The 19,757-nt window shown below is 69.6% G+C and carries 17 protein-coding genes; 5 read left to right on the top strand and 12 right to left on the bottom strand.

Translation table 11 applies throughout. The annotated features are described in order from the left end of the window. Positions 1-64 precede the first annotated feature (64 nt). Complete coding sequence (locus tag AC6LKG_RS02395; RefSeq protein WP_498162458.1) at positions 65-1,687, top strand: EAL domain-containing protein; 1,623 nt, start codon at positions 65-67, stop codon at positions 1,685-1,687. On the opposite strand, the gene AC6LKG_RS02390 is transcribed toward AC6LKG_RS02395, so the two are convergent. Then, a complete protein-coding gene (locus tag AC6LKG_RS02390) occupies positions 1,665-2,846 on the bottom strand; it encodes an MFS transporter (RefSeq protein WP_498162457.1) in 1,182 nt (393 codons plus the stop codon). The genes AC6LKG_RS02395 and AC6LKG_RS02390 overlap by 23 nt on opposite strands. Beyond that, complete coding sequence (locus tag AC6LKG_RS02385; protein ID WP_498162455.1) at positions 2,843-3,391, bottom strand: GNAT family N-acetyltransferase; 549 nt, start codon at positions 3,389-3,391, stop codon at positions 2,843-2,845. The genes AC6LKG_RS02390 and AC6LKG_RS02385 overlap by 4 nt, the downstream gene beginning before the upstream one ends. 136 nt (positions 3,392-3,527) lie before the next feature. Here AC6LKG_RS02385 and AC6LKG_RS02380 point away from each other — a divergent pair, with 136 nt between their 5' ends. Next, a complete protein-coding gene (locus AC6LKG_RS02380) occupies positions 3,528-4,418 on the top strand; it encodes a LysR family transcriptional regulator (protein WP_498162454.1) in 891 nt (296 codons plus the stop codon). Here AC6LKG_RS02380 and AC6LKG_RS02375 read toward each other — a convergent pair. Then, positions 4,366-5,403, bottom strand: coding sequence for a 2-isopropylmalate synthase (locus tag AC6LKG_RS02375; protein WP_498162452.1), 1,038 nt, complete (start codon positions 5,401-5,403; stop codon positions 4,366-4,368). The genes AC6LKG_RS02380 and AC6LKG_RS02375 overlap by 53 nt on opposite strands. A 352-nt stretch (positions 5,404-5,755) precedes the next feature. Here AC6LKG_RS02375 and AC6LKG_RS02370 point away from each other — a divergent pair, with 352 nt between their 5' ends. From AC6LKG_RS02370 to AC6LKG_RS02360, 3 genes are all read left to right on the top strand, one after another. After that, positions 5,756-6,583 carry an AraC family transcriptional regulator gene (locus AC6LKG_RS02370; protein ID WP_498162450.1) on the top strand — a complete coding sequence of 276 codons (828 nt, stop codon included), beginning with the start codon at positions 5,756-5,758 and terminating at the stop codon, positions 6,581-6,583. A 101-nt stretch (positions 6,584-6,684) separates the two neighbouring features. Beyond that, a complete protein-coding gene (ilvD, locus tag AC6LKG_RS02365) occupies positions 6,685-8,550 on the top strand; it encodes a dihydroxy-acid dehydratase (RefSeq protein ID WP_498162448.1) in 1,866 nt (621 codons plus the stop codon). A gap of 234 nt (positions 8,551-8,784) precedes the next feature. Beyond that, entirely contained in the window at positions 8,785-9,666 is an 882-nt protein-coding gene (locus AC6LKG_RS02360) for a LysR substrate-binding domain-containing protein (protein ID WP_498162447.1), read from the top strand. A 63-nt stretch (positions 9,667-9,729) separates the two neighbouring features. Here the strand turns inward: AC6LKG_RS02360 and lpdA are convergent, their stop codons facing one another. Genes lpdA through AC6LKG_RS02315 form a run of 9 tightly spaced genes read right to left on the bottom strand, consistent with a single transcriptional unit; the run spans position 9,730 to position 19,650 of the window. Continuing rightward, positions 9,730-11,127: a dihydrolipoyl dehydrogenase gene (gene lpdA, locus AC6LKG_RS02355; RefSeq protein ID WP_498162445.1), complete on the bottom strand. Its 1,398-nt coding sequence runs from the start codon at positions 11,125-11,127 to the stop codon at positions 9,730-9,732. An 8-nt stretch (positions 11,128-11,135) separates the two neighbouring features. Beyond that, on the bottom strand, positions 11,136-12,425 hold the full coding sequence (locus AC6LKG_RS02350; RefSeq protein ID WP_498162443.1) for a pyruvate dehydrogenase complex dihydrolipoamide acetyltransferase: 1,290 nt from the start codon (positions 12,423-12,425) through the stop codon (positions 11,136-11,138). A gap of 12 nt (positions 12,426-12,437) precedes the next feature. Next, positions 12,438-12,929: a VOC family protein gene (locus AC6LKG_RS02345; protein ID WP_498162442.1), complete on the bottom strand. Its 492-nt coding sequence runs from the start codon at positions 12,927-12,929 to the stop codon at positions 12,438-12,440. Further along, a complete protein-coding gene (locus AC6LKG_RS02340; RefSeq protein ID WP_498162440.1) occupies positions 12,926-15,109 on the bottom strand; it encodes an alpha-ketoacid dehydrogenase subunit alpha/beta in 2,184 nt (727 codons plus the stop codon). Before AC6LKG_RS02340 ends, AC6LKG_RS02345 begins: the two co-directional genes overlap by 4 nt. A gap of 29 nt (positions 15,110-15,138) precedes the next feature. Beyond that, the gene (locus AC6LKG_RS02335; RefSeq protein ID WP_054419395.1) at positions 15,139-15,927 is read right to left on the bottom strand and encodes an SDR family NAD(P)-dependent oxidoreductase; all 789 of its coding nucleotides are present in this window, start codon (positions 15,925-15,927) and stop codon (positions 15,139-15,141) included. A 45-nt stretch (positions 15,928-15,972) separates the two neighbouring features. Then, positions 15,973-16,692, bottom strand: coding sequence for an ABC transporter ATP-binding protein (locus AC6LKG_RS02330; protein WP_498162438.1), 720 nt, complete (start codon positions 16,690-16,692; stop codon positions 15,973-15,975). Next, positions 16,689-17,441: an ABC transporter ATP-binding protein gene (locus tag AC6LKG_RS02325; protein ID WP_498162436.1), complete on the bottom strand. Its 753-nt coding sequence runs from the start codon at positions 17,439-17,441 to the stop codon at positions 16,689-16,691. Before AC6LKG_RS02325 ends, AC6LKG_RS02330 begins: the two co-directional genes overlap by 4 nt. Further along, entirely contained in the window at positions 17,438-18,712 is a 1,275-nt protein-coding gene (locus AC6LKG_RS02320) for a branched-chain amino acid ABC transporter permease (protein WP_498162434.1), read from the bottom strand. The genes AC6LKG_RS02325 and AC6LKG_RS02320 overlap by 4 nt, the downstream gene beginning before the upstream one ends. Beyond that, complete coding sequence (locus AC6LKG_RS02315) at positions 18,709-19,650, bottom strand: branched-chain amino acid ABC transporter permease (RefSeq protein ID WP_006386228.1); 942 nt, start codon at positions 19,648-19,650, stop codon at positions 18,709-18,711. Before AC6LKG_RS02315 ends, AC6LKG_RS02320 begins: the two co-directional genes overlap by 4 nt. Positions 19,651-19,757 lie beyond the last annotated feature (107 nt).

Below are 19,757 nucleotides of genomic sequence, written 5' to 3'. Positions count from 1 at the left end.
GATGCAAAAAAAACATTTCAATACCGTGCGATGGAAAAGCGTTTTTACTCAGGGCTCAGTCATCATGAATCGGTCGCGCATTATCCTTATTTTTGACAATGAATTCGCCAAACAAGGCATCTCCGATTCGCTCGAGCAGATCGGGTTCGTCCTGAATCCGGTATCGCTGCAAGAGCCCGCGGCGGCTCGCCAAGGCGGTGACATCCAGGTGCACCTTTGCCTGCCGCGCGATCTGGACATCACCATCGGCCAGTTGCGCGCGCGGTTCACCCACTCGACGATCATCGCCATCCGCCACATCGAAAGCCCGGCGATGCGCATCAATGCGCTGCTGGCCGGCGCCGACAGTTGCTATGGCGCCAACATCAGCTATAGCGAGGTGGCGGCGGCCATCCAGTCGGCGCAACGCAAGCTGACCCTGTGCCAGCCGGCGGCCGCCGCCGTGTCGCGCCGGCCGGACGCGGCCGCCGAGCCGGCCGCGACCGACAAGGGCTGGCGCCTGTGCGACAACGAATGGACGCTGGTGTCGCCCGGCGGCCGGGGCATCAGCCTCACGCCCATGGAGCGCGCCGTGCTCAAGGGCATGCACGGGCATCCCGAGCGGCTCATCCGCCGCGCCGATTTCGCGGTTGCGAGCCTGGACCTGCCCGGCAATGGCCGGGCGCTGGATCTGATCATCAGCCGGCTCAAGCGCAAGGGAGCCGCTGGCGGGGTGCCCATCCCGATCCGCAGCCTGCGCGGCAAAGGCTATTCGTTTTCGGCGGCGCTGACACAGGACTGCGGCGCCGCCGATGGCCCGGCACCCGTCGTGGTACGCAAGGACAGCGCCCTGTCGCCGCTGCTGGCCGCGATCCAGAGCGACAGGCTGCAGTTTCACTACCAGCCCATCGTTGCCGCGTCCGACCTGGAGATCGTCGGCGCCGAGGCGTTGTTGCGCTGGCGGGCCGCGGGCGGCGAGTCGCTGGGCATCGATGCCCTGTTGCGCGAAGCGGGCGCGCCCGAGGTTGGGCTGGCGCTGACCAGTTGGGGGCTGCGCACCATCGCCACCGATCAGGCGCGCTGGCGGCAGGCGGCGTCCGGCTCCGGCCTGGTGGTCAATATCAACATCTCGCCGCAGAGCTTCGCCCGCCGCGACATGGTGGGCCTGATCCTGCGCGACATCGCCGCATGCGGCCTGGCCCCTGGCGATATCCGTATCGAGTTGACCGAAGAGGCGGCGCTGCACGCCAGCTCCGCCGACATTCGCGGCATGCTGGAGGAATTCACCAGCCGAGGAATCCAGGTCTGGCTGGACGATTTCGGCAAGGGCTACAACAATCTGGAGTGGCTGTCGACGCTGCCATTGGCGGGACTGAAGCTGGACAGTTCCATTGTCTGGAGCGCCGCGCGGCAGGCGGAAGCGCAGAAGGTGCTGACGTCGATCTGCCAGTTGGCGCGTGACCTGGACATCGCCACCGTGGCCGAAGGCGTCGAAACCGAGGCGCACTGCCGCGCCGCGCGCGAAGCCGGTTGCGACCTGCTGCAGGGTTTTCTGTTCTTCCGGCCCGGCACCTGCGACGAGCTGGCGGCGGCCCTGGCCGAGCAGCACTGGCGCCCGGGCGGCATGGCGCGCAACCGCGAACGCATCGGGCCGGCCATGGTGTTGCGCGACGGCGCCGCGCCGTTCAACTCCGCGTCCGGGCAATGAAGCGCCATCGCAGCGCCAGCGTGGCGGCCAGGATGGCGATGGCCAGGCCGGCCGACCATGCCATCGTGGCGGGCGCGCCCTGCCGTTCCACCAGATAGGCGTAGGCCACCGGCGCGGCGGCAGTCAGCAGGAAGCTGGGGATCAGCAGGGCGCCGACTAGCGCGCCATAGCTGCGGAAATCGAACAGCGCCAGCGGCAAGGTGCCGCGCGTGATGGTCAGCAGGCCGTTGCAGGCGCCATACAGCAGCGCGTAGGCGGCCAGGGCGATGGGCTGGCCGCCGGAAAGCCGGGCCAGCACGAACACCAGGGGCAGCAGGACGGCCACCGCCAGCGTCAGGGTCAGCGGGTGCACGCGCGAGCCCAGCGCGACGTCGGCCAGGCGCGAGGCGAACTGGCCGACGCCCCATAGCGCCGCGACATTGACCGCCAGCGCCTGGGCCAGCCCCAGGCCGGACAGCATCGGGACCAGGTGGGCGGCGTTGCCGGCCGCCAGGAAGTTGGTGAGCATGGCGATCACCGCATACAGCACGCCGGCCAGGCGCCGTTCGCCAGCGCTGCGCGCAAGGCCAGAGCTTCCCTGGGCGGGAGCCGCCGCGGGGGCGGCGTAGCGCATGCGCGGCAGCGCCAGGTATAGCGGCACCGTCGCCAGCGCCAGCGCGCCATAGGCTAGCACCGCGCCGCGCCATCCCAGCCAGCCCGACAGCGCATGACCCACTGGCCACATGACGGTGGAGGCGAGCCCCCCGAAGAGCGTGATCTGCGACATCGGCCGCCGCGCGCCGGGGCCGGCGGCACGCGCCAGCGAGGCGAACGCCGCATCGTACAGGCACAGCCGCATCCCGACGCCCAGCAGCGCCCAGGCGGCGAAGTACGCCGCCACGCCATGCGCGGCGGCCAGGGCGGCGCAGCCGGCGGCGGCCAGGATGGCGCCGGCGGGCATGACGCGATGCCCGCCCCACTGGTCGATCGCGCGGCCGGCCAGCGGCGACACCAGCGCCATGACCACGATGGCGCAGGAAAACCCGCCATAAAGGGTGGCCGGTTCCCAGCCCAGGTCGGCCGCCATGTCCGGGCCCAGCGCGCCGATCAGGTAGAAGGTCACGCCCCAGCCGAGCAACTGCGTCAGCCCCAGGCAGATCACCGCACGTGGCGGGATCATGGACGTTGCGGCGGTGTGGTGTCGCCTTCGCCCAGCGCGCGTTGCATCAACACCGTGTCGCGCCATTCGCCATGCTTATGGCCCACCGAACGCAGCGTACCCACGGGATGGAAGCCCTGGCGCGCATGCACCGCCAGCGAGGCGGCGTTGCGGCTGTCGCCCACCACCGCCAGCATCTGGCGCCAGCCGGCCGCGGCGCAGCGTTCGATCAGCGCGGCCAGCAGCTTGCCGCCGATACCCAGCCCGGCGCGGCCGGCCTTGACGTAGACCGAGTCCTCGACCGTGTGGCGATAGGCCGGCCGCGGCCGATAGGGCGTGACGTAGGCGTAGCCCACCACTTCGCCGCCGATCTCGGCCACCAGGTAGGGCATGTCCTTTTCCAGCACCCCGGCGCGCCGCTGGCGCATCTCCTGGATCGATGGCGGCTCGAGTTCGAATGACGCCGTGCCGTGCTCTACATGGTGAGTGTAGATGGCCTTGATGGCGGGCAGGTCGGCATCCACGCTGTCGCGGATCAGGATGGTGGGGGCGGCGGGTTGCGGCATGGCGGGTTCGCGGTGGGAAACAACGGACGGGTGAAAAACCAGCCGCCAGTGTGGCGCAAGCCCATTCATAAATAAAGCTTTGGTCTATTATGATTTTTATAAGTAAAACTTTGGATTAAGCGGGGGGCGTGACGCCATGCGCGGACTCAATCTGGACGCCCTGCGCACCTTTGCGCAGGTGATCGAACTGGGCAGTTTCTCGGCCGCCGCCGAACGCGGCGGCATCACCCAGCCCGCCGTCAGCCTGCAAGTGCGCCAGCTCGAGCGCCGCTTCGGCCTGAAGCTGGTCGAGCGGGTCGGCCGCCGCGCCGGACCCACCGCCGCCGGGCTGGAACTGCTGACCCACATCCGCGCCATCGACACCGCGCTGGCGCAGGCCGAGCAGGCCATGACGGCCCACGCCTCGCAAGTCGCCGGCCGCCTGCGCCTGGGCACCGGCGCCACCGCCTGCACCTATCTGCTGCCGCCGCTGCTGGCTGGCCTGCGGCGGCGCTTTCCGGCGCTGGACGTGGTGGCCAGCACCGGCAATACCGCCGACATGCTGCGCGGCCTGGAGAACAACACCCTGGACATCGGCCTGGTGACGCTGCCGGCGCCGGGCCGCATGATCGAGGCCACGCCGGTGCTGGAAGACGAGTTCGTGGCCATCTTCCCGGCGCGCGGCCCGCTGGCCATTCCCGCCAGTGTGACGCCGCAGGCGCTGGCGGCGCTGCCGCTGGTGCTGTTCGAACCGGGCGCGCGCACCCGCCGCCTGGTGGACGACTGGTTCGAGGCCGCGGGCGTGGCGGCCAAGCCGATGATGGAGCTGGGCAGCACCGAGGCCATGAAGGAAATCGTGGCGGCCGGCCTGGCGTGCGCGGTGCTGCCGCGGCTGGCGGTCAGCGGCGCGGGCCAGCGCGCCAGCCTGGCGGTGCGTTCCTTGACGCCGCGCCTGGCGCGCACGCTGGCCGTGGTGGTGCGCCGCGACAAGCCGCTCAGCCGCGGATTGCGCCACTTGCAGGAGGCATTGCTGGCGCTGCGTGGGTGAACGCGTACGGGTGGAACACGTCCACCGGCAACTGGTTGCAGGCCTGGACGCAGTCGCGCACGGCTGCCATGTCAGTGAAGTCCAGGCCGCTGGCGATGCCCTGGCGTTCCAGATTCAGCGCCAGCGTCACCAGGTCGACATTGCCGGTGCGCTCGCCATTGCCGAACAGGCATCCTTCGACCCGGTCGGCGCCGGCCAGCAGCGCCAATTCGGCCGAGGCCACGGCGGTGCCGCGGTCGTTGTGCGGATGCACGCTCAGCACGATGCTGTCGCGCCGCGCCAGGCGGCGGTGCATCCATTCGATCTGGTCGGCATAGACGTTGGCGGTGGTGCATTCCACCGTCGACGGCAGGTTGATGATCATCCTGTTTGCCGGTGTCGGGCGCCAGATCGCGCTGACGGCGTCGCAGACCTCCAGCGCGAAATCCAGCTCGGCCAGGCTGAAGGTCTCGGGGGAGTACTCGTAGATCCACTCCGTCTCCGGATGCGCATCGGCCAGCGCGCGGATCTGGCGGGTGCCGGCCAGCGCGATCTCCTTGATCTCGGCGCGACTCATGCCGAACACGATGCGGCGCCATTGTGGCGCGATCGGGTTGTACAGGTGCACGATGGCGCGGCGCGCGCCGCGCAGTGATTCGAACGTGCGTTCGATCAGGTCGGGCCGCGACTGGGTCAGGACCTCGATGGTGATGTCTGCGGGAATGCGGCGTTCCTCGATCAGCGTGCGCACGAAATTGAAGTCGGTGTCGGAGGCCGAGGGAAACGCGGCTTCGATCTCTTTCAGGCCCACGGCCACCAATTGCTCGAAAAAGCGCAGCTTGCGCGCCGCGTCCATGGGTTCGATCAGCGCCTGGTTGCCATCGCGCATGTCGGTGCTCATCCAGATGGGCGGCGCGCTCGGGCGGCGCGACGGCCATTGGCGCTCGGCGTAGTCGCGCGAGAAGGGCTGGACGGGGCGGTATTTGTGTTGGGGATGGTCGAGCATGGAAACCTCCGGCCGCGCGGCGCGCGGCGTGTGTGGCCGCCGGTGTGCGGCGGCGGTCGGGCAAGGGAGGTGGCGGACGGACCCGTCAGAAGGTCCGGGGCTGCCGGGCGGCCACGGGGCGCAAGGCCCGGCAACCGCGCGCTAGTCGTAGCGTCGGCAGCGAGGTGAAGCTGTCCGATTTCCCGGCCGCGCGCGTGCGCCGGCCGCGCAAGGCGGCGGGGATGGCGGGGGAGCGGGGCGCAAGAAGACGCATGATCGGAACGCGGACAACCAGGAAATCGACGGGAATGCAGGCAGGATAGGTACACTGGAAAAGACCGTCTACCGCCAGTTGGACATGAATCGTCGAAAAATGGACAAGCCAAAATCACCGTCGCGCGCATCCGGAGCGCGACCGCCCGCCGATCTGGACCTGTTTCCGTACGAGTCTTCGCTGCGTCCGGTGGCAGCGCTGGCGGTCGATTACGAGGACGGACACCGCGTGCGGCGCCACCGGCATCGCCGTTCGCAACTGGTGTATGCGGTTTCGGGCGTGATGGTGGTGGATACCGACGCCGGTATCTGGGTGGTGCCGCCCACGCGCGGCGTGTGGGTGCCGGCCTGGGTCTCGCACGCCATCCGCATGAGCGGCGAGCCGCGCATGCGCACCGTGTTCGTCGAGCCGGGCGCGGCCGCGCACCTGCCCACCGAATGCTGCGTGCTGTCGATCTCGCCGCTGCTGCGCGAGCTGATGGTGGCGGCGGCCGAGGTGCCGCTGGACTGGAAGCCCGGCACCCGCGACGGGCGCCTGATGATGCTGCTGCTGGACGAATTGAAACAGGAACCGGTGCTGCCGCTGCATCTGCCGCAGCCGTCCGAACCGCGCCTGGCGCGCATCTGCCGCGCGATCGTGCGCCACCCCGAGCGCCAGGCGGGCGCGGCCGACTGGGCGAGGGAATTGGGGGTGGATCCCAAGACGGTGCACCGCCTGTTTCTGCGCCACACCGGCATGACCTTCGGCCGCTGGCGCCAGCAGGCGCGGCTGCTGGCGGCGATGGAGCGGCTGGCGCGCGGCGAGCGGGTGCTGGATGTGGCCCTGGATCTGGGCTACGACAGTCCCAGCGCGTTCGCGGCCATGTTCCGCAAGGCCTTGGGCGAGCCGCCCAGCGCCTTCGCCGCGCGCGGCGCGGCGTCCGCCTGATGGCCGCGGCGCGGCCTCGAGGCGGCCTGCGGCCGCTGCCGGCCGGAACCAGCGTATTATTTACCGTTTTGCCGCCCACGCTAATAGCCTGAGACAAGATCATGCCGCACTACCGTTCCCGCACCTCGACCCACGGCCGCAACATGGCCGGCGCCCGCGCCCTGTGGCGCGCCACCGGCATGAAGGACGGAGACTTCGGCAAGCCGATCATCGCGGTGGTCAACTCGTTCACGCAGTTCGTGCCGGGCCACGTGCACCTGCGCGACCTGGGCGCGCTGGTCGCCAAGGAAATCGAGGCCGCCGGCGGCGTCGCCAAGGAATTCAACACCATCGCGGTCGATGACGGCATCGCCATGGGCCACGGCGGCATGCTGTATTCGCTGCCCTCGCGCGAACTGATCGCCGACTCGGTCGAATACATGGTCAACGCGCACTGCGCCGACGCCATGGTCTGCATCTCGAACTGCGACAAGATCACCCCGGGGATGCTGATGGCCGCGATGCGCCTGAACATTCCCGTGGTGTTCGTGTCCGGCGGCCCGATGGAAGCCGGCAAGGTCAAGTCGCCGACCGACGGCAAGGTGATCGCCAAGATCGACTTGATCGACGCCATGATCAAGGCCGCCGATCCCAACGTGTCGGATGCCGACGTGGCCGAAGTCGAACGCAGCGCGTGTCCGACCTGCGGCTCCTGTTCCGGCATGTTCACCGCCAACTCGATGAACTGCCTGACCGAGGCCATCGGCCTGGCGCTGCCGGGCAACGGCACCATCGTCGCCACGCACGCCTGGCGCAAGGGGCTGTTCGAGCAGGCCGGCCGCCTGGTGGTGGACCTGTGCCGCCGCTACTACGTCGAGGAAGACGAATCGGTCCTGCCGCGCAGCATCGCCACCAAGAGCGCGTTCCAGAACGCCATGGCGCTGGACGTGGCCATGGGCGGTTCCACCAACACCGTGCTGCACCTGCTGGCCGCCGCGCAGGAAGCCGGCGTCGACTTCACCATGGCCGACATCGACCGCATCTCGCGCAAGGTGCCGTGCCTGTGCAAGGCCGCGCCGGCCACCGACAAGTACCACATCGAAGACGTGCACCGCGCCGGTGGCATCCTCGGCATCCTGGGCGAACTGGCGCGCGCCGACCTGCTCGACCTGTCCTGCGGCAACGTGCACAGCGGCACGCTGGGCAACGCCATCGCGCAATGGGACGTGGCCGGCGGCGCCGGCGAAGCGGCGCAGAAGTTCTATCGCGCCGCGCCCGGCGGCATTCCCACCACCGTGGCCTTCAGCCAGGACGCGACCTTCCTGACGCTGGACACCGATCGCAAGACCGGCTGCATCCGCAGCAAGGAAAATGCCTACTCCAAGGACGGCGGACTGGCCGTGCTGTACGGCAACCTGGCCGAGAAGGGCTGCATCGTCAAGACCGCCGGCGTGGATGAATCGCAGTGGGTCTTCACAGGCCGCGCGCGCGTGTTCGAAAGCCAGGACGACGCCGTCGAAGGCATCCTGGGCGACAAGGTCGTGCCGGGCGACGTGGTGGTGATCCGCTACGAAGGCCCCAAGGGCGGCCCCGGCATGCAGGAAATGCTGTATCCCACGTCCTACCTGAAGTCCAAGGGCCTGGGCAAGACCTGCGCGCTGTTCACCGACGGTCGCTTCTCGGGTGGTTCGTCGGGCCTGGTGATCGGCCACGCCTCGCCCGAAGCGGCCGAGGGCGGCACCATCGGCCTGGTGCAAGACGGCGACACCATCGAGATCGACATCCCCAACCGCAAGATGCACCTGGCCGTGTCCGACGAGGAACTGGCCCGCCGCCGCGCCGCGATGAACGCGCGCGCCGATGGCGGCTGGCTGCCGGTGGACCGCGAGCGCGTGGTGTCGCAGGCCCTGCAGGCCTACGCGGCGCTGGCCACCTCGGCCGACCGTGGCGCGGTGCGGGACCTGTCGCAGCTCAAGCAGAAGCGTTGATCGCCGGTCGGTCGATGCCATGAAAAAGCGGCGCCGCGTGCGCCGCTTTTTTTGGTATGCGCCGCACCGGCAGCAGCGCGTCGCAACACCCCGCCGCTGCCGCTTTTGCCACCTCATGCCTCTCGGGATCGCTGCTCGCGCGTTGGCCAGATAACCCTGCCATCGGCCGGGCCACCGCGCAATTGCGGCGGCGGCGCGCTATAAAATTCCGCCACTTGTGATCCGGAGTCAAAAATGGCGCTCAATTCCGAAGCCCTGCGGCTGTTCCTGGGCGTGGTCGACGCCGGCTCGATGAGCGCCGCCGCCGAGATGCTGGGCCAGACCGCCTCCGGCGTCAGCCGCGGCCTGTCGCGCCTGGAGGAAGACCTGGGCGTGACGCTGCTGACCCGCACCACGCGGCGCATGGAACTGACCGCCGAGGGCGCGCATTTCCTGCAGAAGGCGCGCCAGATCGTGCAGTCGCTGGAAGAGGCCGAGGAATGCATGCGCATCGTGCACCAGCAGCCGGCCGGATGTCTGCGCGTGGATGCCTCGGTGCCGGTGATGCTGCATTGCGTGGTGCCGCATGTGGCGGACTTTCGCCGGGAGTATCCGGCGATCTCGCTGGAGCTGACCAGCAACGACCGCATCGTCGACCTGATCGAGCACCGCACCGACGTGGCCCTGCGCATGGGGCCGCTGAACGATTCCACGTTGCATGCGCGGCCGCTGCGGCCGCGTCCGCGCTGGCTGATGGCCAGCCCCGAGTACCTGGCGCGGCGCGGCGTGCCGCGCACCGTCGAGGACCTTGCCCGGCACGAACTGCTGGGCTTCACCCAGCCGGAAAGCCTGAACGTCTGGCCGCTGCGCCACGCGGGCGGCTCGACCTATCTGGCCACGCCCACGCTGGCCACGTCCAGCGGCGAGACCCAGCGCCACCTGGCGCTGCGCGGCGTGGGCATCGCCTGCCTGTCGGATTTCGTGTCGCGCGACGATCTGCGCGAAGGCAGGCTGGTGCGCATCATGGAAGACCAGCACACCGACTACCTGCAGCCGATGCACGCGGTGTACTACCGCAACACGCAGCTATCGCGGCGCATCGCCTGTTTCCTGGATTTTTTCGCCAGTCGCTTGTGAAGCGGGGCGCCCCGCGCGGCCGATGACGGTCCACGCGAGACGCCTGGCGCGTTGCCAGGGGCCTTAGCCGTGCAGCGCCCGGCCGAAGGCCGCGAGCACCGATTCGTGCAGCGTTTCCGACAGCGTCGGATGCGCGAACACGCTGTGCATCAGGTCTTCCTCGGTGGCTTCCAGCGCCGCCGCCACGCCGTAGCCGGCGATCAGTTCGGACGCCTCCGGATGGATGATGTGCGCGCCCAGCAGCTCGCCGGTCGCGGCGTCGAACACCGTCTTCACCAGCCCCTGGTCTTCGCCCATGGCGATGGCCTTGCCGTTGCCGACGAAGGTGAACCTGCCGACGCGGATCTCGCCGCCCGTTGCCTTGGCGTGTTCGCGCGCGCGCGTCTCGGTCATGCCGATGCTGGCGACCTGCGGATGCGAATAGGTGCACGCCGGAATGCGCAGCGGGTCGAGCGCGTGCGCCGGCAGGCCGGCGATGGCTTCCACGCACAGCACCGCCTCGTGGCTGGCCTTGTGCGCCAGCCACGGCGCGCCGGCCACGTCGCCAATGGCGTAGACGCCCGGTTCCGCCGTGCGGCCCAGGCCATCCGTGACGATGTGGGTCTTCTCCACCTTCACGCGGGTCTGCTCCAGGCCCAGATTCTCGACGTTGCCGACGATGCCGGCCGCGACGATGACGCGCTCGACCTCCAGCTCGATCTGCTTGCCCTGTTGCTCCAGCACGGCCTTGACGCCGGTGGCCGTCAGGCTGGACGACTTGACCGCGCACTGCGTCAGCACGCGGATGCCCTGCTTTTCGAACGCCTTGCGCGCCAGCGCGGAGATCTCGCCGTCTTCCTGCGGCAGGATCTCGGCGCTCATGTCGATCAGCGTCACCTCCGCGCCGACCGCGCGGTAGAAGCTGGCGAACTCGGCGCCGATCGCGCCCGCGCCCACCACCAGCAGCGACTTGGGCAGCGCCGGCGGCGTCAGCGCCTGGCGGTAGGTCCAGACGCGTTCGCCCACCGGCAGCGCCGGCAGCTCGCGCGCCCGCGCGCCGGTGGCCAGGATGATGTGGCGGGCCGACAGCGTGGCGCCGTTATCGAGCGCGACGCGGCCGCCGCCTGCCAGCCGGGCGCTGGCGGCGAACACCGTCACGCCGTTCTTTTTCATCAGGTGCGCCACGCCCTGGCCGAGGCGGCCGGCGACCTTGCGCGAGCGCGCCACCATCGCGGCCAGGTCGGGTTGGGCCGCGCCGGCGCCGGTCACGCCGTACTGCTCGGCCTCGCGGCAGGCGCGCAGCACGGTGGCGCTGTGCAGCAGCGCCTTGGTCGGGATGCAGCCCCAGTTCAGGCAGATGCCGCCGAGTTCGGCGCGTTCCACCAGCGCGGTGGACAGGCCTAGCTGCGCCGCGCGGATGGCCGCCACGTAGCCGCCGGGCCCGCCGCCCACCACCACCAGGTCAAACGAAGTCTTGGTCATGGCGGGGCTCACAGCAGGATGCGCACAGGGTTCTCGATCAGCGCGCGGAAGGCAGCCAGCCAGCGCGCGCCGACGGCGCCGTCCACCACGCGGTGGTCGGCCGACAGCGTCACGGTCATGACGGTGGCGGCCTTCAGGTCGCCATTGTCGTCCACCACCGGGCGACGCTCGGCCGCGCCGACCGCCAGGATCGCCGCCTGCGGCGGGTTGATGATGGCGGCGAACTGCTTGATGCCGTACATGCCGAGGTTGCTCACCGTCAGCGAGCCGCCGGTGAATTCCTCGGGCTTGAGGCGATTGACCTTGGCGCGGCCGGCCAGCTCGACGATCTCGCCGGCGATGGCGGACAGCGGCTTGACGTCGGCGTCGCGCACGATGGGCGTGACCAGACCGCCGTCGGTGGCCACGGCCACGCTGATGTCGGCGCCGGCATGGAATTCGATGGCGTCCTCGTGCCAGCTGGCGTTGACCTCGGGCACCTCGCGCAGCGCCAGCGCGGCGGCGCGCACGATGAAGTCATTGACCGACAGCTTGACCGTGCCACCCTGGTTGGCCTGCGCGCGCAGGGCCAGCAAGGCATCCATGCGGCAGTCCACCGTCAGGTAGAAGTGCGGCACCTGCTGCTTGCTTTCGGTCAGGCGGCGGGCGATGGCGCGGCGCATGCCGGAATGCGGCACGCGGCGGCCGGCGGCGCGGCTGGACTGGGACGCGGCGGCCACAGGGGCGCGGTCGCGCGCGGCTTCGACGTCGCGGCGCACGATGCGGCCGCGCGGACCGGTGCCCTGCACGTCGAGCAGGTTGACGTGCCATTGCGCGGCCAGGCGGCGCGCCAGCGGGCTGGCGAAGCGGCGGGCGGTGGGGGCGATGGCGGTGTCGGGCGAGGCCGGCGCGGAAGGGGCGGCTGGAGAGGCTGCGGCGGTCGTTACCGCGGCAGTCGATGCCGCGGTAGCCGTTGCCGTGGCCGTGGTAGCCGGCGCAGCGGCGGTCGAAGGGCCCGCCGGCGCGGCGCCCGCGCCGTGTTCCGCCAGCGCCTGATCGATCGCCGCGGCGTCTTCGCCAGGCGCCAGCAGCACGCCGATCACCGTGTTGATCGGCACCGACGCCGGGCCGGCCTGCACCACGATGCGGCCGAGCACGCCCGCCTGTTCGGCATTGATCTCGACGATGGCTTTCTCGGTTTCGATTTCCGCCAGCGCCTCGCCCACGGCGACCGTGTCGCCTTCCTGCTTGAGCCATTGGTGCAGCGTGCCGGCGTCGGCGTCGGCCGCGACGGAGGGGAGCTTGATAAGGTGTGCCACGTGTAGTTCGTCCTATTCTGCGCGCACGGCCAGGTCGGGCCGATAGGCCGCCGGGTCGTCGTATTCGACCAGTTCCAGCACATTGCCTTCGGGGTCGCGGAAGAAGGCCAGCCAGGTGCCGGGCCGAACCTCCATCGGCGCCGGCTCGCTGTCGAAGGCCACGCCGCGCGCCCGCAGGCGCTCGACGGTGCCGGCCAGGTCATGCGCGATGAAGGTCAGGTAGGCGTTGCCTTGCCGGTCCAGGATGGCGGCGCCGCGCACCGCCGGCTCCGGCGCCTTGGCCGGCTGCAGCAGCTTGATGCGCTCGCCGTACGAGGTCTGCAGGCGCGCCACGTCGTAGCCATGCTGTGTCAGGCCGGTGGCGCGGGCCTTGTCGGCCGGCACGCTGACGCGGTTCACCAGCGCCAGGCCGACCACGTCGGTGTAGAACGCCAACAGCGCGTCCAGGTCGGCGCAGCAAATGCCGACTTCCATCGGCACGCTCATGCGCAGGGCGGCGCTCATGCGCGTTCTCCCAGGTCGGCCAGCACGTCGTTCAGGCCGGCGATGACTTCCTCGGTGTCGGCGAAGGCCGCGCGTTCCAGCACCTTGGAGATGCTGGGCGAGGCTTCGCCGCCGGTGACGCGCTTGACCGGCTGGTCGAGCCAGTCGAAATAGCGGCGCTGGATTTCGTCGGCCAGCATGGCGCCGTACGAGGTGCCGCGCGCGCCCTGTTCGACGATCAGCACGTTGTTGGTCTTCTGGATGCTGGCGCCGATGGTGTCCCAGTCGAGGTTGGCGCGGTCCAGCGTGCGCAGGTCGATCACCTCCGCATCTACGCCGGTTTCCTCCGCCGCCTTGAGGGCGCGGCTGACCATCGACAGGTAGGTCAGCACCGTGACCTTGGAACCGGCGCGGCGCACGCGCGCCTTGCCGAACGGAATGGCGTAGTCCAGGTCGCCGTCGGGGACCTCGCCCGACGAGGCGTAGAGATCCACGTGCTCGATCACCAGCACCGGGTCCTTGGAGGCCAGGGCGGTGTTCATCAGGCCGATGTACTCATACGGCGTGGACGGCGCGACGATGCGCCAGCCCGGGGCCGTGGCGAACACGCCGGCCGGGTCCATCGAGTGTTGCGAGCCGTAGCCCGTGCCCATGGCCACCTTGGTGCGCAGCACGAACGGCACGTCGATGTCGCCGCCGAACATGTGGCGGGCCTTGCCGATCTGGTTGAAGATCTGGTCGGCCGCGACCCACATGAAGTCGGGGTACATGAATTCCACCACCGGCTTGTAGCGGCCGTCCATGGCCAGGCCGCCGCCCAGGCCGGCGAAGGCGTTCTCGGAGATCGGCGTGCCCAGCACGCGGTCGGGGTACTTGTCCTTCAGGCCGCGGGTGGCGCCGTTGGTGCCTCCCTTCAGGCGGTGCACGTCCTCGCCCAGCACCACCACGCCGGGATCGGTTTCCATGCGGCGGTCGAGCACGTCGGCCACCGCGTCCACGAACTTGCGTTCGACGCGGGCGCCGGCATGGTCGGCGGCGTCCTGGTAGCGCAGGCCGGTCAGTTCCGAGCCGTCGCTGCGCAGGCCCACGTCGCGGAAGTCTGGGCGCGGCCACAGGTCGGCGCGCACGCGGCGCTTGCCGCCATCGGTGGCCTCGGTCAGCCGGCCCGATACGTCTTTCATCACGTCCTTGCAGCGCTGGCGCAGGGCGTCGACCTCGGCCTGGGTAATCAACTGGCGGCCGATCATCTCGGCGGCGATCTTGTCGAGGGGATCGCGGCGGCGCCATTGCGCCTCCTCTTCCTTGCTGCGGTAGCCGAAGGCGCTGCCGGGGAAGGGGCCGTTCTGGTGGAAGAAGCGGTAGACGTCCACCTCGATGATGGTGGGGCCGTTGCCGGCGCGCATGTGCGCCACGGCTTCCGACATGGCCAGGTGCACGGCCAGCGGATCCATGCCGTCGACCTGCCAGGCCGGGATGTTGAAGGCCTGGCCACGGGCCGACAGGCGCGGCTCGGCGGTCGATTCCTCAACCGTGGTGGACACGGCGTAGCGGTTGTTCTCGATGAAGAAGCACAGCGGCGTCTTCCACGCGGCGGTCAGGTTCATCGTCTCGAGCACCGAGCCGATGTTGACGGCGCCGTCGCCGAAGTACGTCACGGCCACGCGGTCGGTGCCGGCATGGCGGTGGGCCCAGGCCGCGCCGGCCGCCAGCGGCACGCCGCCGCCGACGATGGCGTTGGTGCCGAGCGCGCCGGCTTCCAGCCAGCGCAGGTGCATGCTGCCGCCACGGCCGCGGCAGTAGCCCTGCGCCAGGCCCATGATCTCGGCCAGCGTCTTGTGCAGCACTTCGTCGATGGCGGGCGTGAGCGGGTTGCGCGGGTCCAGGCCCAGCGGCGCCACGTGTTGCAGGGCCTTGGCCAGGAACTGGTGGTGACCGCGGTGCGAGCCGTTGATCTGGTCGCCGGCGCCCAGCGCCAGCACCGAGCCGACGGCGCCGCCTTCCTGGCCCACCGACGAGTGGGCCGGGCCATGCACCAGGCCCTCGGCGGCCAGGTCCAGCACCGCTTCCTCGAAGGCGCGGATCCAGTGCAGCTGCGTCAGCATGGTGGCCAGCAGCGCCGGGTCGGCCTGTTGCCAGTCCGAGGCCTCGACCGTGAATTGCCGCCAGGGCGCCTGGGAACCAAGCGGTTGGTAGGTGGCCATGAGTGAATCTCCAGAATGTAGGTAAGCGGTCAGAGGTAGCTGTAGCGGCTCCAGCCGCCATCGGCCACCAGGGTGTGTCCGGTGATGTAGGCGGCCTGGCTGGACGCCAGGAACACCGCCAGGTCGGCCATTTCGGCCGGCTGCGCCAGGCGCCGCAGCGGCGTGCGCTGTTTGAGGCGTTCGGGGTCGAGGCGGCCGCGCGCGGCCAGGTCGCGCACCAGGTCGGTCTCGACGTAGCCGGGCGCCAGCGCGTTCACGCGCACGCCCGCCGGGCCCCATTCCACCGCCAGGGTCTCGGTCAGCAGCACCACCGCGCCCTTGGTGGCGCAGTAGGCGGCACGGTCGGGCGCGGCCACCACGCCGTACATCGAGGCCAGGTTGATGATGCAGCCCTCGCCCTTGGGCACCATGCGGCGGCCAGCGGCCTGGGCGCACAGGAACACGCCGGTCAGGTTGATGTCGACGGCGCGGCGCCATTCCTCGGGGGTGACTTCCAGCGACGGCTTGTTGGCCGAGATGCCGGCGTTGTTGACCAGCACGTCGATGCCGCCCCAGGCCTGCTCGACCTGGGCGAAGGCACGCTCGACCGCCTCGGCGTCGGTGACCGAGGCCTGCGCGGCCAGCGCTTCGCCGCCGGCCGCGCGCAACCCGGCCACGGCCGCGTCCAGCGCTACCGGGTCCATGTCCAGCAGCGCCACCCGCGCGCCCTGGCGCACGAACGCCTCGGCCGTGGCGTAGCCGATGCCTTTGGCGCCGCCGGTGATCACCACGTTCTTGCCGCGCAGATCGGCATGGCGTACTTCAGGGGTATTGTCCAAGTGCTTGCCTCTACAGATGCGTTAAGCGGTTAGTGTGAACAGGCCCTAAACCGCCAGCCATTCCTGGACCACGTCCTGGCGCTCATGCAGCTGCGCGGGCGGTCCTTCGAAAACGATGCGGCCATGGCCCATCACGCTCACCCGCGTGGAGACCTTCAGCGCGATAGTCAGCTTCTGCTCGACCAGCACCACCGACACGCCGCGCTGGTGGATGTCGCGGATCACGTCGGCGATCACTTCCACGATCTTGGGCGCCAGGCCCTCGGTGGGTTCGTCGATCAGCATGACCTTGGGGTTGCCCAGCAGCGAGCGGCACATGGTCAGCATCTGCTGTTCGCCGCCGGACAGGTTGCCGGCGCGGGTATTGCGGCGTTCCTTCAGGCGCGGGAAATAGCCGAACATCTGCTCGATGGTCCAGGCCGGCGCGTCGGGCCGGACGGGCTGTTCGCCCATGCGCAGGTTCTCGTCCACCGTCAGGTTGGCGAACACCTCGCGCTCTTCCGGCACGAAGCCCAGTCCGGCGCGGGCGATCTCGAAGGGGCGCTTGTTGGTGATGTCGCGCCCTTCGATGGCGATGCGGCCGCCCGTCACGTCCACCAGCCCCATGATGCTTTTCATGGTGGTGGAGCGGCCGGCGCCGTTGCGGCCCAGCAGGCTGACCACTTCGCCGCGGCCCACCGCGAGGTCGATGCCGTGCAGGATGTGGCTCTTGCCGTAATGCGCGTGCACGCCTTGCAGCGCGAGCAGGGGGGATTGCATGCTCATACCGTTTCCTCTCCCAGATAGGCTTCGCGCACGCGGGCATCGCCGCGGATGTCGGCGGGCGTGCCGGTGGCCAGGATCTCGCCGTACACCAGCACGCTGATGCGGTCGGCCAGCGAGAACACCACCTGCATGTCGTGTTCGACGATCAGCAGGGTGCAGTCGCGCGTCACGTCCTTGATGAGTTCGACGGTGTAGTCGACCTCGTGCTGCGACATGCCGGCCATCGGCTCGTCCAGCAGGATCACCTTGGGCCGCGAGGCCAGCGTCATGCCGATTTCCAGCGAGCGCTGCTCGGAGTAGTTCAGGTCGCCCGCGGCGGTGTGCTGCTTGGGCGCCAGACGCACTTTCTCCAGCAGCTGGTCGACGTTCTCGTTGACGGCGCGGTGGCGCGCGATGGGGCGCCAGAAGTTGTAGACCAGGCCGTGCATGCGCAGCACCGCCAGCCGCAGGTTCTCGCGCACCGACAGGCGCGGGAACACGTTGGTGATCTGGAACGAACGCGCCAGGCCGAGGCGGTTGATGCGCTCGGGCGGCAGGCCGCCGATTGGGCGCGCGTGCAGGCTGATGTCGCCCGAGGTCGGCGCGAACGAGCCGGACATCAGGTGGAACAGCGTGGACTTGCCGGCGCCGTTGGGGCCGATGACGGCGTGGCGTTCGCCGGCCTCGATCTTCAGGTTGACGCCGCGGATGATCTGCGCATCGCCGAAGGACTTGCGCACGTCGGTCAGGGTCAGGATCTCGTGGCTCATTTTGCGGTCTCCAGCGCGGGCGCGGCCGCGGCCTCGCTACGCCACAGGGCCAGCGCCCAGCGGCAGGCCAGCAGGCCGCCCAGGAACAGCGCCAGCGGCAGCAGCCAGGTCGACAGCGCCAGCGGCGCCCAATCGTGGCCGAACAGGGGAATGGCGGGCCAGCCGGCCTCGGGATTCATCGCCAGCAGCGAGCGGTAGTCGCGCGCGAACATGCGTTGCAGCAGTTCCACCGAGAACACCGTTGCGCCGGTCAGCAGCAGGGCGCCGGCGACCGACACCGTGGCGCGCGGCAGCCAGTCGGCCAGGCCGCGCTGGCGCAGCGACTTGGCGGCGCGCTGCACCAGGCCGACCAGGCCGTCCGGCACGAACAGCATTACCAGCACGAACAGGATGCCTTGGTACAGCAGCCAGGAACGGGTGATGTCGGCCAGCGTCTGCGACAGGAAGGTCAGGATCGAGGCGCCCAGCACCGGGCCGAGGAAGGCATTGACGCCGCCGATGTAGGCGAACAGCACCGCATCTGTCGACAGCTTGACCTCGAACAGCACGTAGTTGCCAGCCTCGATGTTCAACGCCTGCAGGCCGCCGGCGATGCCGGCGAACATGGCCGACAGCGCGAACACCATGGTCTTGAGCGTGTGCGGCCGGTAGCCCAGGTAGCGCAGGCGGTTGGCGTTTTCGCGCAGGCCCAGCGTCAGTCGGCCCAGCGGCGTGCGGGTCAGGCCATACAGCGCGGCCAGCGACACCAGCACCCAGGCCAGCACCAGGAAGTACACCTCGACGTCCGAGCCGAAGGTAAAGCCCCAGGCCGGCATGCGCATGGCCGACAGGCCGGCTTCGCCGCCGAACACGCCCTTCAGGTGCGGCGCCAGCGCGTGCAGCAGCTCGGCCAGCGCCAGCGTGATCATCGAGAAGTACACGCCGGCGCGCATGGTCGCGAACCAGCCCGCGATCAGTCCGAACAGCAGGCCGGCCACGCCGCCGGCCAGCGGCATCAGCGGCGTGGGCAACAGGCCCGCGCCGCCCAGCGCGTTCATGGCGTGGATGGTGGCGAAGGTGCCGACGCCGAAGTAGGCGGCGTGGCCGAAGGACAGCATGCCGCCCTGGCCGGCCAGCAGGTTGAAGGCGCAGGCGAACAGCGCCGCGATCAGCATCTGCACCGCCGCGACCAATTGACCCGGCGGCAGCAACCAGGGCAGAGCGCACAGCGCGGCCACGCAGGCGAGCAGCAGCAGGCCGCCGCCGGCGCGGCGCGAAGTTTTCTGGTTCATGCCTGTTCTCCCTTCAGGCCCGAGGGCTTGACCAGCAGCACCACCAGCATCAGCAGGAACGGCAGCGTGGCGGCCAGACTGGAGATCTTCACTGTCATCAGGCCGCCGACGCTTTCGGCCCACTCGCCGGCGCCAAACAGGCCGAACAGCGTCGCCAGGCTGGCGTCGATGCCGACCGAGAACGAGCTGATCAGGCCGATCAGCAGCGAGGCGATCATGGCGCCTTCGAGCGAGCCCAGGCCGCCCACGACCACCACCACGAACACCAGCACGCCCAGTTCTAGCGCCATGTTCGGATTGGTGGTGTAGAAGGCGCCCGCGACCGCGCCGGCCAGCCCGGCCATCGCCGCGCCCACGCCGAACACGCTCATGAACACCAGCGGCACGTTGTGGCCCAGCGCCTCGGCCATGCGCGGCCGGTAGATGGCCGAGCGCACCACGATGCCGACGCGGGTGCGCGACAGCAGCAGGTAGATCACCGCGAACATCGCCAGCGACACGCCGCCCATCAGCAGGCGGTAGAAGGGATAGTCGGCGTCGAACACGCGGAAGGCCGCGAAGTTCAGGAATTGCGGCACGCGGTAGTCGACCGGGAAGTCGCCGTAGAACAGCTTGATCAGCTCGGCGACGATGAACGCCAGGCCGAAGGTCACCAGCAGTTCCTGGGCGTGGCCGAACTTGTGCACGCGGCGCAGGAAGAAGCGTTCCACGCCCATGCCGAGCACGCCGGCGATGACGGTGGCCAGCACCAGCGCGGTCCAGAACCCGGTGACGGGCGTCAGGGTATAGGCGGCGTACGCGCCTATCATGTAGAACGAGGCGTGCGCGAAGTTGAGCACGCCCATCATTCCGAAGATCAGTGTCAGGCCCGCCGACACCATGAATAGCAGCAGGCCGTAAATCACGCCGTTCAACAGCGAGACGGTAAAGTATTCCATGTCCGCTCCAAAATCCTTGCGCGCAGGCGCAGCGCGCCTGGCGTTCCATCACGCCCTGGTTTTCCGGCCCCGCGCCGGCGGGCGTTTTATTGGCGATTGGCCGCGGG

This window comes from Achromobacter sp. 46006 (assembly GCF_059761975.1).
Note: the sequence above shows the minus strand (reverse complement) of the source record. Positions and strands in the feature narration are given on the sequence as shown.